13 protein-coding genes are annotated in these 12,854 nt (G+C 68.8%); 8 read left to right on the forward strand and 5 right to left on the reverse strand.

The genetic code is table 11. The features are described 5' to 3' along the window. Nucleotides 1–126: 126 nt before the first annotated feature. The 6 genes from AC3A5Z_RS01345 to AC3A5Z_RS01370 are packed head-to-tail and all read left to right on the forward strand — an operon-like array spanning nucleotide 127 to nucleotide 7,483. Nucleotides 127–1,095 (forward strand): ABC transporter permease, encoded by a 969-nt coding sequence (locus tag AC3A5Z_RS01345; protein ID WP_487517616.1) that lies wholly within the window; start codon nucleotides 127–129, stop codon nucleotides 1,093–1,095. Then, nucleotides 1,092–1,985, forward strand: coding sequence for an ABC transporter permease (locus tag AC3A5Z_RS01350; RefSeq protein ID WP_136792264.1), 894 nt, complete (start codon nucleotides 1,092–1,094; stop codon nucleotides 1,983–1,985). Before AC3A5Z_RS01345 ends, AC3A5Z_RS01350 begins: the two co-directional genes overlap by 4 nt. Further along, on the forward strand, nucleotides 1,982–2,965 hold the full coding sequence (locus tag AC3A5Z_RS01355) for an ABC transporter ATP-binding protein (protein WP_487517617.1): 984 nt from the start codon (nucleotides 1,982–1,984) through the stop codon (nucleotides 2,963–2,965). The genes AC3A5Z_RS01350 and AC3A5Z_RS01355 overlap by 4 nt, the downstream gene beginning before the upstream one ends. Then, nucleotides 2,962–4,032, forward strand: a complete 1,071-nt coding sequence (locus AC3A5Z_RS01360; RefSeq protein WP_487517618.1) for an ABC transporter ATP-binding protein — start codon at nucleotides 2,962–2,964, stop codon at nucleotides 4,030–4,032. The genes AC3A5Z_RS01355 and AC3A5Z_RS01360 overlap by 4 nt, the downstream gene beginning before the upstream one ends. Beyond that, a complete protein-coding gene (locus AC3A5Z_RS01365; RefSeq protein WP_487517619.1) occupies nucleotides 4,029–5,600 on the forward strand; it encodes an ABC transporter substrate-binding protein in 1,572 nt (523 codons plus the stop codon). Before AC3A5Z_RS01360 ends, AC3A5Z_RS01365 begins: the two co-directional genes overlap by 4 nt. After that, complete coding sequence (locus AC3A5Z_RS01370; protein WP_487517620.1) at nucleotides 5,597–7,483, forward strand: CocE/NonD family hydrolase; 1,887 nt, start codon at nucleotides 5,597–5,599, stop codon at nucleotides 7,481–7,483. The genes AC3A5Z_RS01365 and AC3A5Z_RS01370 overlap by 4 nt, the downstream gene beginning before the upstream one ends. A gap of 36 nt (nucleotides 7,484–7,519) precedes the next feature. Here the strand turns inward: AC3A5Z_RS01370 and AC3A5Z_RS01375 are convergent, their stop codons facing one another. The 4 genes from AC3A5Z_RS01375 to AC3A5Z_RS01390 are packed head-to-tail and all read right to left on the reverse strand — an operon-like array spanning nucleotide 7,520 to nucleotide 10,824. After that, complete coding sequence (locus AC3A5Z_RS01375; RefSeq protein WP_487517621.1) at nucleotides 7,520–8,698, reverse strand: MFS transporter; 1,179 nt, start codon at nucleotides 8,696–8,698, stop codon at nucleotides 7,520–7,522. After that, complete coding sequence (gene arsH, locus AC3A5Z_RS01380; protein WP_487517622.1) at nucleotides 8,695–9,405, reverse strand: arsenical resistance protein ArsH; 711 nt, start codon at nucleotides 9,403–9,405, stop codon at nucleotides 8,695–8,697. Before arsH ends, AC3A5Z_RS01375 begins: the two co-directional genes overlap by 4 nt. Beyond that, nucleotides 9,402–10,445 carry an ACR3 family arsenite efflux transporter gene (gene arsB, locus AC3A5Z_RS01385; RefSeq protein WP_487517623.1) on the reverse strand — a complete coding sequence of 348 codons (1,044 nt, stop codon included), beginning with the start codon at nucleotides 10,443–10,445 and terminating at the stop codon, nucleotides 9,402–9,404. Before arsB ends, arsH begins: the two co-directional genes overlap by 4 nt. Nucleotides 10,446–10,485: 40 nt before the next feature. Beyond that, entirely contained in the window at nucleotides 10,486–10,824 is a 339-nt protein-coding gene (locus AC3A5Z_RS01390; protein ID WP_487518609.1) for an ArsR/SmtB family transcription factor, read from the reverse strand. A gap of 106 nt (nucleotides 10,825–10,930) precedes the next feature. On the opposite strand from AC3A5Z_RS01390, the gene AC3A5Z_RS01395 reads away from it, so the two are divergent. Both AC3A5Z_RS01395 and AC3A5Z_RS01400 read left to right on the forward strand, forming a co-directional pair. Continuing rightward, the gene (locus AC3A5Z_RS01395; protein WP_487517624.1) at nucleotides 10,931–11,281 is read left to right on the forward strand and encodes a hypothetical protein; all 351 of its coding nucleotides are present in this window, start codon (nucleotides 10,931–10,933) and stop codon (nucleotides 11,279–11,281) included. 62 nt (nucleotides 11,282–11,343) lie between these two features. Further along, the gene (locus tag AC3A5Z_RS01400) at nucleotides 11,344–11,682 is read left to right on the forward strand and encodes a hypothetical protein (RefSeq protein ID WP_487517625.1); all 339 of its coding nucleotides are present in this window, start codon (nucleotides 11,344–11,346) and stop codon (nucleotides 11,680–11,682) included. A 9-nt stretch (nucleotides 11,683–11,691) separates the two neighbouring features. Here AC3A5Z_RS01400 and AC3A5Z_RS01405 read toward each other — a convergent pair whose 3' ends face one another. Next, a complete protein-coding gene (locus AC3A5Z_RS01405) occupies nucleotides 11,692–12,801 on the reverse strand; it encodes a class II histone deacetylase (RefSeq protein WP_487517626.1) in 1,110 nt (369 codons plus the stop codon). Nucleotides 12,802–12,854: the final 53 nt, after the last annotated feature.

Below are 12,854 nucleotides of genomic sequence, written 5' to 3' on the forward strand. Positions count from 1 at the left end.
AAGCGGAGTTAAGCATAGTCTTGCATAGAGTCGAATCGTTCTGCAAGCTCCAGCCAAAGGGGAAGGTAGCGACAAAATGACATCACCCTCTGCATCAGCCAGAAATTGCCGAAGGGCGGTCGCGCCATGACCGTCTTCATCTTCCGGCGCCTGATCCAGGCGGTGATCGTGCTGCTGGCGACCTCGGTGATCGTCTTCCTCGGCGTCTTCGCCATTGGTGACCCGCTGGAAATCCTCCTGCCGAGCGATGCGACGGCGGCGGAGCGCGCGCAGGTCGCGGCCTCGCTGAACCTCGATGCGCCGCTGCCAATGCAGTATCTGACCTTCCTCGGCTCGGCCCTGACCGGCGACTTCGGCAATTCCTTCGTCTTCAACCGCCCGGCGCTCTCGGTGATCTTCGAGCGGCTTCCGGCCACGCTGGAGCTGACAACCACGGCGCTGGTGCTGTCGCTGCTGATCGGCCTGCCGCTCGGGCTCTGGGCCGGCACAAGACCGCAGACGCTGGTGGACGAGAGCGTGATGACCGGTTCGATCCTCGGCTTCTCGCTGCCGAACTTCTGGCAGGGGATGATGCTGGTGATGATCTTCTCGGTCTGGCTCGGCTGGCTGCCCTCGACCGGGCGGGGCGAGACCGGCACCATCCTCGGCATCCGCACCAGCTTCGCCACATGGGACGGCTTCACCCATCTTATCCTGCCCGCGACCAATCTGGCGCTGGCGCAGATCGCCCTCGTGATCCGCATGACCCGGACCGGGGTGCAGGAGACGATGCCGCTCGATTTCGTCAAGTTCGCCCGGGCGCGCGGCCTTTCCGAGCGGCGCATCCTCTTCGTGCATGTGTTCAAGACCATCCTCATCCCGATCGTCACGGTCATCGGGGTGGAGTTCGGCTCGCTCATCGCCTTCGCCGTGGTGACCGAGACGATCTTCGCCTGGCCGGGGGTGGGCAAGCTGATCATCGACTCGATCAACGCGCTCGACCGTCCGGTGGTGGTGGCCTACATCCTCGTCATCGTGGCGATGTTCATCGCGATCAACTTTCTCGTCGACCTGCTCTACTCGCTGCTCGACCCGCGCATCCGGGGGCGGGCATGACCGGCGCCTTCCTGTCCGGCGAAAGCATGCCGGCGCGCATCCTGCGCGGTCTCCTCGCCAGCCCCAAGGCCTCGGTCGCGGCCTTCATCTGCCTCGCGCTGATCCTCGCGGCGATCCTGGCCCCGCTGATCGCGCCGCAGAACCCCTACGACCTCGCGCAGATCGACTTCTTCGACGGCCGCCTGCCGCCGGGCAGCGAAGGAATGTCGGGGATGACCTTCTGGCTCGGCACCGACACGCAGGGGCGCGACATGTTCTCGGCCATGCTCTACGGGCTGAGGACCAGCCTCGCCGTCGGCCTGACCTCTGGCCTGCTGGCGCTGCTCGTCGGCACCACGCTGGGCCTGATCGCCGCCTATGCCGGGGGCAGGGTCGATGCCTTCATCATGCGGGTGGTCGATCTGATGCTGGGTTTCCCCACCATCCTCGTCGCGCTGATGATCCTCGTCGTCTTCGGGCAGGGGACATGGAAGGTGATCCTCGCGCTGATCTTCGTGCAATGGGCCTATTTCGCCCGCGCCGTCCGCGCCGCCGCGCTGGTCGAGACCGGCAAGGACTATGTGGAGGCCGCCCGTTGCCTCGGCCTGTCGCCCGCCCGCATCCTCGCCGCGCATATCCTGCCGAACTGCCTGCCGCCGCTGATCGTGATCGGCACGATCCAGGTGGCCAATGCCATCGCCGCCGAGGCGACGCTCTCCTTCCTCGGGATCGGCCTGCCGATCACCGAACCCTCGCTCGGGCTCTTGATCGCCAACGGCTATCAGGTGCTCTTGGCCGGGCTCTACTGGATGAGCGTCTACCCGGGGCTCCTGCTGCTCGTCATCGTCTTCTCGGTCAATATCGTCGGTGACCGGCTGCGGGTGGTGCTGAACCCGAGGATCGAGACATGAGCGCACCACTTCTCCGGGTCGAGGGCCTGAAAACCTGGTTCGACACGCCCAAGGGCATCGTGAAATCGGTCGATGGCGTCGATCTCGACGTCGGTCGGGGCGAGATCCTCGGGCTGGTGGGCGAGAGCGGGTCGGGCAAGTCGGTCACCGGCTTCTCGCTGATCGGGCTGGTGGACAAGCCGGGCCGGGTGGTCGAGGGCCGCATCGACTTCAAGGGCGAGGATCTGCGCACCGCCTCTCCGGCGCGGCTGCGCTCGCTCAGGGGCGACCGGATCGCGATGATCTTCCAGGACCCGATGATGACGCTGAACCCGGTGCTGCGGATCGGCACCCAGATGATCGAGACGGTGCAGGCGCATCGCAAGGTCAGCCGCGCCGAGGCGCGCGCCAAGTCGGTCGAGGCGCTGGGCAAGGTCGGCATCCCGCATCCGGCGGAGCGGATCGACGCCTATCCGCACGAGTTCTCCGGCGGGATGCGGCAGCGCGTGGCCATCGCCATCGCCCTGCTGCACGAGCCCGATCTCATCATCGCCGACGAACCCACGACCGCGCTCGACGTGACAATCCAGAGCCAGATCCTCGCGCAGGTGCAGAAGCTGGCCGCCGAGATGGGGCTGGGGCTGATCTGGATCAGCCATGACCTCGGGGTGGTCGCGGCGCTCGCGCAGCGGGTGGCGGTGATGTATGCGGGCCGGATCGTCGAGCGCGGCACCATCGACGAGGTGCTCGACGCGCCGCAGCATCCCTATACCGCCGGGCTGATCGGCTCGACGCCGATGGCCAACGAGCGGGGCAAGCCGTTGCGGCAGATCCCGGGCTCCGCGCCTCCCGCGCTCGGGCGGCCCAGCGGCTGCCCGTTCCGGCCCCGCTGCGCCCGCGCGACCGAGATCTGCCAGACAGAACCGCCCGAGACTCTCGCCGGTCAGCATGGCTGGCGCTGCTTCCACCCGCTGCAGACCCCCACGGAGGTGCGCGCATGACCGATGCGACCCCAGCAGCCCCGGTTGCGCGCGCCGTGGGCGTCACCAAGCGTTTCCAGCGCGGCACCGATGCCGTCGACCGTCTGGCGATCCGCCTCGGCATCGCCAAGCCGCCGCCCGCGGTCCGGGCACTCGATGCCGTCGATCTCGAGGTGCGCAAGGGCGAGGTGGTCGGCCTCGTCGGCGAATCCGGCTGCGGCAAGTCCACGCTGGGCCGGGTCATCGCCGGGATGCTGCCGCCGACCGAGGGCAGGGTCGAGCACCACGGCCAGGACATCGCCGGGCTGAAGGGCAAGGCCGCGCGCGACATGCGTCTGGCGACGCAGATCATCTTCCAGGACCCGATGTCCTCTCTCAACCCGCGCAAGCGGGTGCGCGAAATCATTGCCGAGGCGCCGCGGGTCCATGGGCTCGCCTCGCGCGCCGAGGCGCGGCGGCTGGTCGAGGAGCTTCTGGGCCGCGTCGGGCTCGATCCGGCGATGGCCGACCGCTATCCGCACCAGTTCTCCGGCGGTCAGCGCCAGCGGATCGGCATCGCCCGCGCTCTGGCGGTGAACCCCGATTTCCTGATCTGCGACGAGAGCATCGCCGCGCTCGACGTCTCGATCCAGGCGCAGGTCATCAACCTCTTCATGGCGCTGCGGCAGGAGCTGGGGCTCACGCTGCTCTTCATCAGCCACGACCTGTCGGTGGTGCGGCACATCTCGGACCGGGTTGTGATCATGTATCTGGGCCGCGTCGTGGAAGAGGCGGCGACCGACGCCATCTTCGACGCGCCGCGCCACCCCTATACCGAGGCGCTGCTGCAGGAGATCCCGCGGCTCGACCGCCGGGCGCGGGCCTTCGCGCCGGTGAAGGGCGAGATCCCCTCGCCGGTCAACCCGCCCTCGGGCTGCCATTTCCATCCGCGCTGCCCCTTCGCGATGGAGATCTGCAAGACCACCCGCCCGCCGCTGATTGACGTGGCGGCAGGGCATCGCGCGGCCTGCCACTTGAACGGCGGCATGGGGCGGCTGCCCTCGGACATCGCAAGCGACACAAGAAACCATCAGGGAGATCATCCATGACAAGCTTCAAATCCGCCGCGCTCGCGGCCCTGCTCTGCGGCGTGGCCATGCCCGCCCTCGCGCAGGATCTGACCATCGGCCGGTCGAGCGAGCAATCGTCGATCGACCCGCAGTTCTCGCGCACCGGCAACAACCAGATGACCTCGACGATGATCTTCGGGCGGCTGGTCGAGTTCGACGCCAACCTGCAGGTCAGCCCCGGTCTGGCCGAAAGCTGGCAGAACATCGACCCGACCACTTGGGAGATCAAGCTGCGCTCCGGCGTCACCTTCCACGACGGCTCGGCCTTCACCGCCGACGACGTGATCTTCTCGCTGGAGCGCGCCGACGAGGTGCCGAACTCGCCCGCACCCTATACCGATCAGGTCTCGGCCGTGGCTGGGATGGAGAAGGTCGACGACCTGACGATCCGCATCACCACCAACGCCCCGGCGCCGACGCTGATGGAAGACATCGGCCGGGTGTTCATCGTCTCGAAAGCCGCCACCGAGGGCCGCTCGAGCGAGGACTTCATGACGCCGGAAGTTGCCGTCGGCACCGGCCCCTACAAGTTCGTTTCCTGGACCCCGGGCGAGACGCTGGAGCTGCAGGCCCATGACGGCTTCTACGGCACGGCGCCGGAGTTCAAGGATGTCGAGGTCCGTTTCATTTCCAACGACGCGGCGCGGGTCGCGGCACTGTTGTCGGGCGCGGTCGACGTGATCGACGCCGTGCCGCCGACCGATGTGGCCACCATCGAGAACAGCGACGGCTTTTCGGTCTTCTCGACGCAGTCGGGTCGGATCATCTACCTTGGCCTCTCGATGCGCGCCGACACCGCGCCGGGCGTCGCCGGGGCGGACGGCCAGCCGCTCGCCGACAATCCCTTCAAGGACCCGCGCGTGCGCAAGGCTGTCTCGCTGATGATCGACCGCCAGCTGATCGTCGACCGGATCCTCGGCGGTTCGGGCGTTCCCGCCGGGCAGCTGGTGCCGGAGGTTCTGGGTGGCCATGCCGATGACGTGATTCCGGACCAGCCGGATCTGGAGCAGGCCAAAGCGCTGTTGACCGAGGCGGGCTATCCCGAGGGCTTCAGCCTGACGATCTCCTCCTCGAACGACCGTTTCCCGGGCGACGCCGATCTGGCGCAGGCGCTGGGGCAGATGCTGACGCGCGGCGGGCTCAAGGTCAGCGGCGTGCAGGTCTTCCCCTACAACGTCTATTCCAAGGCGGCGACGGCGGGCGAATACGGCGCCTTCGTCTTCTCGCTCGGCTCCTCCACCCCGACCTCGGGCCCGAGCCTGCAGGCGCTGCTGCACAGCTACGACAAGGAAGCCGGCGTCGGAGCCTTCAACCGCGTGCGCTATTCCAACGCCGAATTCGACACCGCGATCGACACCGCGCTGCAGGAGTTCGACGAGGCGAAGCGCATCGGGATGTTGCAGGACGCCACGCGCCTCGTCTTCGAGGACACGCCCATCGTGCCGCTCTACTGGCAGGTGATCCACTGGGGCCTGAAGGACGGGCTCGCCATCACGGCCGGTCTGTCCGAAGACACCCTGCCGCAGGAAATCCGGAGCGCCGAATGAGTACCGAGGTCGCCCTCCCGGCCGGGGAACTGGTCGAAGACGGAATCATCGTCCACCACGACGTGATGATCACGATGCGCGACGGTGTGCGTCTTGCCACCGACATCTACCGCCCGGCGGAGGGCGGCCGCCCCGTGGAGACGCCGCTTCCGGTGATCTTCGAGCGCACGCCCTACGACAAGGCGGGGACGCCGCGGACCGAACTCTCCGTGGCGCGCCCCACCTCCTACAGCCGTCCCGACCTGGCCTGTCTGCTGGTGCGCGAGGGCTATGTCGTCATCTGGCAGGATTGCCGGGGACGCTATGCCTCGGAAGGCGTGTTCACGAAGTATGTGAACGAGGCCGAGGACGGCTACGACTCGATGGTCTGGATCGAGGCGCAGCCGTGGAACAACTCGCGCATCGGCACGATGGGCCTGAGCTACGACGCCCATGTGCAGATGGCGATGGCCTGTCTCAACCCGCCCGGCCTCGCCTGCATGGCGGTGGATTCGGGCGGCTTCTCCAACGCTTTCACCTGCGGCATCCGCCAAGGCGGGGCGCTGGAGATGAAGCAGGCGACCTGGGCCTACAACCGCGCGATGGAAAGCCCGCTGTCCGCCGCCGAGCCCGACATCCTGCGCGCGATCCAGGCGGAAGACCTGCACGGCTGGATGGCCCGCACGCCCTGGACCAAGGGCCGCTCGCCGGTAAAGTGGGATCCGGATTACGAGGCCTATCTGCTCGACCAGTGGCAGCACGGCACCTTCGACGACTTCTGGAAGAAGACCGGGCTTTGGGCGGCGGGCTACTACCAGACCTTCCCGAAACTGCCGATTATCTTCATGTCGAGCTGGTATGATGCCTATGTGCAGACCACGCTGGAGAATTACGCAGGCCTCAGGGGCGAGGCCGAGCGCCCGCTGACGCTGATCATGGGGCCCTGGACCCACGGCAACCGCTCGGAGCGAGTCTTCGGCGATGTCGATTTCGGCGAGGCCGCGACCTTCGATGCGCAGGTCGACAGCGACTGGCTGACCTACCGGCTGAAATTCTTCGCCCGCTGGCTGAAGGACGAGGCGGCGCCGGTGCTCGACGGCCGCGTGCATCTCTTCGTCATGGGCGGTGGCTCGGGGCGCAAGACCGGGTCCGGGCACCTCGACCACGGCGGGCAGTGGATCGAGACCACCGATTGGCCGGTGCCGGAGGCGGAGCCCTTGGTGCTGCATCTGCGCGCCGACATGACGCTGGGCGACACCCCCGGCGCGGAACAGGTGCTGTCCTACGACTACGATCCGCGCCATCCGGTGCCGACGATCGGCGGCTCTCTGACCTCGGGCGAGCCGATCTTCTCCGGCGGCGGCTTCGATCAGGTCGAGGCCGAGGGCATCTTCGGCTGCACCGCGCCCGGCATGCCGCTGACCGCGCGGCCCGACGTGCTGAGCTTCGAGACCGCGCCTCTGGTCGAAGACATGGTGATCGCCGGCCCGGTGAAGGTGCGGCTCAAGGTCTCCACCGATGCGCCGGACACGGATTTCACCGCCAAGCTGGTCGATGTCTATCCGCCCTCCGCCGACTACCCGCGCGGCTATGCGCTCAACATCACCGACGGGATCTTCCGCGTCCGCTACCGCAAGGGCTACGACGCGCCGGAGCTCGTCGGCCCCGACGAGGGCGCCTTCGAGATCACCATCACCCCCTTCGCCACGGCGAACCGCTTCGCAAAGGAGCATCGGATCAGGCTCGACATCTCGTCGTCGAACTTCCCGAAATACGACATCAACCCGAACACCGGCGAGCCCGAAGGCACCTCGCGCCGCAGCCGGATCGCGGTGAACAGCCTGCACCTGGGCCAGGCCGATGGCAGCCGGATCGAGCTGATGCGGCTGCCCCTCAAGGGCTGATGTCCGACCCCGGCAGGCGACTGCCGGGGCTCCCGTTCAACGGCTTCCCGCAGCGGAGGGCTGGCGCAGCCCGGTCCAGAGCGTCAGTGCGAGGATCACATTGGCCAGGGCAAAGGCCGCCAGCGCCGCCAGCGTCGCCTCGGCACCCAGCCGGGTGATCAGCGCCGCGCCGATCAGCGGGGCCGCCGCCTGCGCCAGGAGGGCCGGGCGGGCGAGACGGCCCATCAGCGCCGGATAGCGCTCCGGCCCGAAGACCGCCATCGGCAGGGCGCCGCGGGCGATGGAGAAGACGCCGTTGCCCGCCCCGTAAAGCAGCATCGCCGGAGCGGGCGCATCCACCATCGCCAGCAGCACGAGCCCCGCCGCGGTGGAGACGGTGGCCGCCGCCAGCGACCAGATCACCGGGTGCCGCCCGCCGCTGGCCATCTCGATCAGCCGCCCGCCGACCTGCGCCGGACCGATCAGCGCCCCGATTGCCACGGCAGAAGACAGCGACAGGCCGCGCGCCGCCAGAAGCGTCAGCAGATGCACCGAGAGGATGGTGGTGGCGAGCCCCGCCAGCGTGAGGATCGCCGCCATCAGCAGGAACGACCGCCGCTCCTCGGAGGCAAGCGAGAGGGGCTGCGCCCGGGGTTTCGGGCCGCCCGTCGCGGGGGCAGGGGGCACCAGCCAGAGGATCAGCGGGGCGGAGAGGCAAAGATGCAGCCCGGCATAGGCCAGCGCCGCGCCGCGCCAACCCAGATGCTCCAGCAGCAGCGCCGAGAGCGGCCAGCAGACCGTGCTGGCAAAGCCGCCCCAGAGCGTCAGCGTGGTGATCGCCCGCCGCGCCTCACGGCCATAGAGCGCGCCCAGCGTGGCGAAGGCCGGGTCGTAGAGCCCCGCCGCCATTCCCAGACCGATCACCGCCCAGCCCAGGAGAAACACCCAGAGCGCCGTCGCCAGCGCCAGCATGACCAGCCCCAGCGCCAGCAGCAGGCACCCCGCCAGCAGCACAGGCCGACCGCCATGCCGGGCGATGGCCCGCCCGACGCCGGGCGAGGCGAGCCCGGCGACCAGCAGGCCCAGCGACAGCGCCCCCACCACCCAGGGCAGCGGCCAGCCGGTATCCTCAGAGATCGGCCCGGCCAGCACCGCCATCAGGTAGTAGCTGCTGCCCCAGGCGAAGATCTGCATGACGCCGAGCGCCGAGATCACCGGCCAGCGGCGGGGGCTCACCGCGCCTGCGTCAGGTTCACCCGCGCCTCCAGCTCGGCCGCGGCCTCTTTGCGCTCGGAGTAGCGGTCGGTCAGATGGCCGCTGATGTCCCGGGTCAGGAGGGTGAACTTCACCAGCTCCTCCATCACGTCCACCACCCGGTCATAATAGGCCGAGGGCTTCATCCGCCCGGCCTCGTCGAATTCGGCATAGGCCTTGGCGACCGAGGACTGGTTCGGGATGGTGATCATCCGCATCCAGCGCCCCAGCACCCGCATCTGGTTCAGCGCGTTGAAGCTCTGCGACCCGCCCGAGACCTGCATCAGCGCCAGCGTGCGCCCCTGCGTCGGGCGGATCGCGCCCATCGCCAGCGGGATCCAGTCGATCTGCGCCTTCATCACCCCGGTCATCGCGCCATGCCGCTCGGGCGAGGTCCAGACCTGCGCCTCGGACCATGTGCAGGCCTCGCGCAGCTCCTGCACCTTGGGATGGTCGGGCGCTGCGTCGTCGGGCAGGGGCAGGCCGTCGGCATGGAAGATCCGCGTCTCGCAGCCGAAATGGCTGAGCAGCCGCTCGGCCTCCAGCGTCAGGAAGCGGCTGTAGCTGCGCTCGCGTAGCGAGCCGTAGAGCAGCAGCACCCGCGGCGGATGGCCGGAAACCGCAGGCCGCAGCGCCTCGCGGTCGGGCAGGCGCAAGGCGGCGGCAGAAATGTTTGGCAGGTCGGTCATGCGGTCTCCTTGTCGTCGAACCAGCGCGGGCGCAGCCGCAGCGCCACCTGCACCAGCAGGATCAGCACCGGCACCTCGACCAGCGGGCCGATGACAGCGGCGAAGGCGACGGGCGAGGCGAGGCCGAAGGCCGCGATGGCAACGGCGATCGCCAGCTCGAAATTGTTGCCCGCCGCGGTGAAGGCGATGGCCGTGGTGCGCGGGTAGTCCCTGGCGATCAGCCGGCCCAAGAGGAAGCTCAGCCCGAACTGGATGGCGAAATACAGAGTGAGCGGCACGGCGATGCGCAGCACGTCGAACGGCAGGCGCAGCACGTCGCCGCCCTTCAGGCTGAACATCGCGACGATGGTGAAGAGCAGCGCCGCCAGCGTGATCGGGCTGATCCGCGGCAGGAACGCCTCGGCATACCAGACCGCTCCCTTGCGGGCGATCAGCAAGCGGCGGGTCAGGTAGCCCGCGGCGAAGGGGATGCCGAGATAGATCAGCACCGCCTCGCTCACCGTGCGGAAGCTCACGTCGATCACGCTGCCCTCCAGCCCGAAGAGCGGTGGCAGCACAGTCAGGAAGAACCATGCGTAGGTGGAGAAGAACAGGATCTGGAAGATCGAGTTGAAGGCCACCAGCCCCGCCACATATTCGCTGTCCCCCCGGGCCAGCTGGTTCCAGACCAGCACCATGGCGATGCAGCGGGCCAGCCCGATCAGGATCAGCCCGGTCATGTAATCGGGAAGGTCGCGCAAGAAGATCACCGCCAGCGCGAACATCAGCACCGGCCCGATGACCCAGTTCTGCAACAGCGACAGCGCCAGCACCCGACGGTCGCGGAACACGCGCGGTAACTCTTCGTAGCGCACCTTCGCCAGTGGCGGATACATCATCAGGATCAGCCCGATGGCGATGGGGATATTGGTCGTGCCCCACGAGGCGGCATCGAGCGCGCCCGGCAGCCCGGGCATCAGCCGCCCGAGCAGCACGCCGAGCGCCATGGCGGCGAAGATCCAGAGTGTGAGCCAGCGGTCGAGGAAGGAAAGGCGGGTCATGGGGAGGGAGCTTTCGGCAGGGGCGGCAGGTCCGCGACGGTCAGGCCTCGTCGGCCACGGGGAGGCAGACCGTGGCGGGGCCGCAGATTTCGGGGTGGCCCTGACAGCAATCCCGCATCAGGAAGGCCACGAGGTCGGAGAGCACGCCATAGGCCGCCGTGTAGATCACGAAGCGCCCCTCCTTGCGCGAGGTGACGAGACCCGCATGTTCCAGATGCGTCAGATGGAAGGACAGCCGCGAGGAAGAGGCGCCGAGCGCCTCGCCCACCGCGCCCGCCGACAGGCCCTGCGGACCCGCCGTCACCAGAAGCCGCACGATGCGCAGCCTCGTGTCCTGTGCCAGCGCGGCGAAGGCACCCAGAGCCGCGGTGTCGTCCATCATCTCAACCTCTCAACGTATATTGAGACGTTAGCTCTGCCGATCGTGACCGTCAAGCCGCAGATCGCTGTTGAGCGCACGGCGCTTGTGGTGCAGGTTTCGCGGCATGCGTCGCGACTCCCGCCCCTTCCTTGCTGCTGCCCTTGCGCTCAGGCTTGTCCTGACGGCGGTGCTTCTGATGGGGCAGGGCATGCTGCCCGCCGCCTCGGCGCAGGCGGTGGAACGGGTGCGCGCGCAGGTCGAGACGCTGCTGGCCGCGCCAGAGCGGGCACTGGCGGTCAAGCGGCCCGAAGCTGCGCAACCGAAGACCCTCCTCCTGCTGGGCGCGGCCTTCGTCGCGCCGGAACGCCCCGCGACCGGCTGGGGCCTCGCCACACCGGCAGCGGTCAAGACCAGCCCCGGGCGCCCTGCCTTGCGCCTGCCGCCGTCGCGGGCGCCGCCGTTCTTCCTCATCTGACGCAGTGACATCGGTCGCGGGCCCATGGCCGGCGGCCATCGCTTCTTGATGAGGGTTAACCCATGACGATCGCTTTCTCCGCCCTGTCCGGGCTCTTTCCTGCCGCCTCCGCCGTGGCGCTGGTGCTCAGTGGGCTGCACCGCTCGCGCGCCCGCCGCGCCGCGCGCGGCAGCGACCGCAGCCAGCCCTATGCGCCGCCCGCGCATCTGACCGCAGTCCCCGCGTGCCCTCGGCGCGTGCCGATGCCGCCTCAGCCTGCTATCGAAACGGCGGAGCAGACGCAGTTCCCGACCGAGACCGGCGCCACCCCGGCGGAACGGCGGGCCGCGCTCATGAGCTGGCTTGCCTTCTTCGGCGGCGGCGCGCTGCTCTTCGGGGTGGCGAAACTGCTGCTGCGCTGAGGGCGGGCCTCAGGCCGGGCTGGCGAACAGCCCGGCCATCTCGCCGATCAGCCCGCTCACATAGGCGTCGAACCCCGGCCCCGGCTGGCGCAATCTCAGCGTCTCGGCCATCGGATCGGGCGCGATGGCAGTGCTGCCCGACAGCTCCTCCAGCACCGCATGGCCGCAGAACGGCACATAGACCTCGGAATAGCCGCCCTCGTGGACCAGCGTCAGCCGCCCGTCGCAGAGCTCCTCCGCCGCTCGCATCACCATGCGGGTCATCAGCCGGAAGGTCTCGGCGGTGGCCATGGTGCGCGACAGCGGATCCACCGCCGCGGCATCGAAGCCGCAGGCCACCACGATGGCGTCGGGCCGGAAGCGGGCGAGGGCGGGCAGCACGATCCGCTCCATCGCCTCGAGATAGCTGCGATGCCCGGTGCCGGGCGGCAGCGGGATGTTGATGTTCGTCCCCAGCCCCGCGCCGGTCCCGCGCGCCGAGGCCTCGCCGGTATCCATCGGGTAGTTGCGTTCCTGATGCAGGCTGATGGTCAGCACGTCGGCCCGGTCGTAGAAGATCGCCTCGGTGCCATTGCCGTGATGCACGTCCCAGTCGATCACCGCGACCCGCTCGGTCAGCCCCTCGGCCCGCGCCGCCTCGATGGCGATGGCGATATTGGCCATCAGGCAGAAGCCGTTGGGGAAATCCGGCAGGCAGTGATGCCCCGGCGGGCGGCTCAGCGCGTAGCTGTTGCGATGCCTGCCCCGCAGCACATCGCCAAGCGCCGCCTTGGCCAGCCCGGCGGAGAGCGCCGCCAGCTCGTAGCCGCCGCGCCCGAAGGGTGTGCGCAGGCCAAGCTCGCCGCCGCCGGCATCCGACATCCCCTTGAAGGCGTCGAGGTAGCTTGCGGGATGCACCCGGCGCAGGTCTTCCGCTGCCGCCTCGGGTGCGGAGCTGGCGGCAAGGTCGCGGATCAGCCCGGTCACCTCCAGGAGGTTGCGCAGCCGCCGCTTGGTCTCGGGGTTCTCCGGCAGGCCGCCGGCGAGCGGTTGCACCAGCCCGCCCACCGGCAGGGTGAAGGCATAATTCCCGCCGCCATGCCAGAAGCAGCGCTCGTCCCAGTAGAAACCCGTCGTCATCCGCACCTCCGTTTGCCCCGAGCCTAAGAGCGGGCTATGCCGGGGGCCAGAGG

This window comes from Cereibacter sp. Soil_C_27 (genome assembly GCF_057657095.1).

Coding starts and splice junctions, on each gene's coding strand:
- AC3A5Z_RS01345 (WP_487517616.1), top strand. CDS start 127: ATGACCGTCTTCATCTTCCGGCGCCTGATCCAGGCGGTGATCGTGCTG.
- AC3A5Z_RS01350 (WP_136792264.1), top strand. CDS start 1,092: ATGACCGGCGCCTTCCTGTCCGGCGAAAGCATGCCGGCGCGCATCCTG.
- AC3A5Z_RS01355 (WP_487517617.1), top strand. CDS start 1,982: ATGAGCGCACCACTTCTCCGGGTCGAGGGCCTGAAAACCTGGTTCGAC.
- AC3A5Z_RS01360 (WP_487517618.1), top strand. CDS start 2,962: ATGACCGATGCGACCCCAGCAGCCCCGGTTGCGCGCGCCGTGGGCGTC.
- AC3A5Z_RS01365 (WP_487517619.1), top strand. CDS start 4,029: ATGACAAGCTTCAAATCCGCCGCGCTCGCGGCCCTGCTCTGCGGCGTG.
- AC3A5Z_RS01370 (WP_487517620.1), top strand. CDS start 5,597: ATGAGTACCGAGGTCGCCCTCCCGGCCGGGGAACTGGTCGAAGACGGA.
- arsH (WP_487517622.1), bottom strand. CDS start 9,405: ATGACCGACCTGCCAAACATTTCTGCCGCCGCCTTGCGCCTGCCCGAC.
- arsB (WP_487517623.1), bottom strand. CDS start 10,445: ATGACCCGCCTTTCCTTCCTCGACCGCTGGCTCACACTCTGGATCTTC.
- AC3A5Z_RS01390 (WP_487518609.1), bottom strand. CDS start 10,824: ATGGACGACACCGCGGCTCTGGGTGCCTTCGCCGCGCTGGCACAGGAC.
- AC3A5Z_RS01395 (WP_487517624.1), top strand. CDS start 10,931: ATGCGTCGCGACTCCCGCCCCTTCCTTGCTGCTGCCCTTGCGCTCAGG.
- AC3A5Z_RS01400 (WP_487517625.1), top strand. CDS start 11,344: ATGACGATCGCTTTCTCCGCCCTGTCCGGGCTCTTTCCTGCCGCCTCC.
- AC3A5Z_RS01405 (WP_487517626.1), bottom strand. CDS start 12,801: ATGACGACGGGTTTCTACTGGGACGAGCGCTGCTTCTGGCATGGCGGC.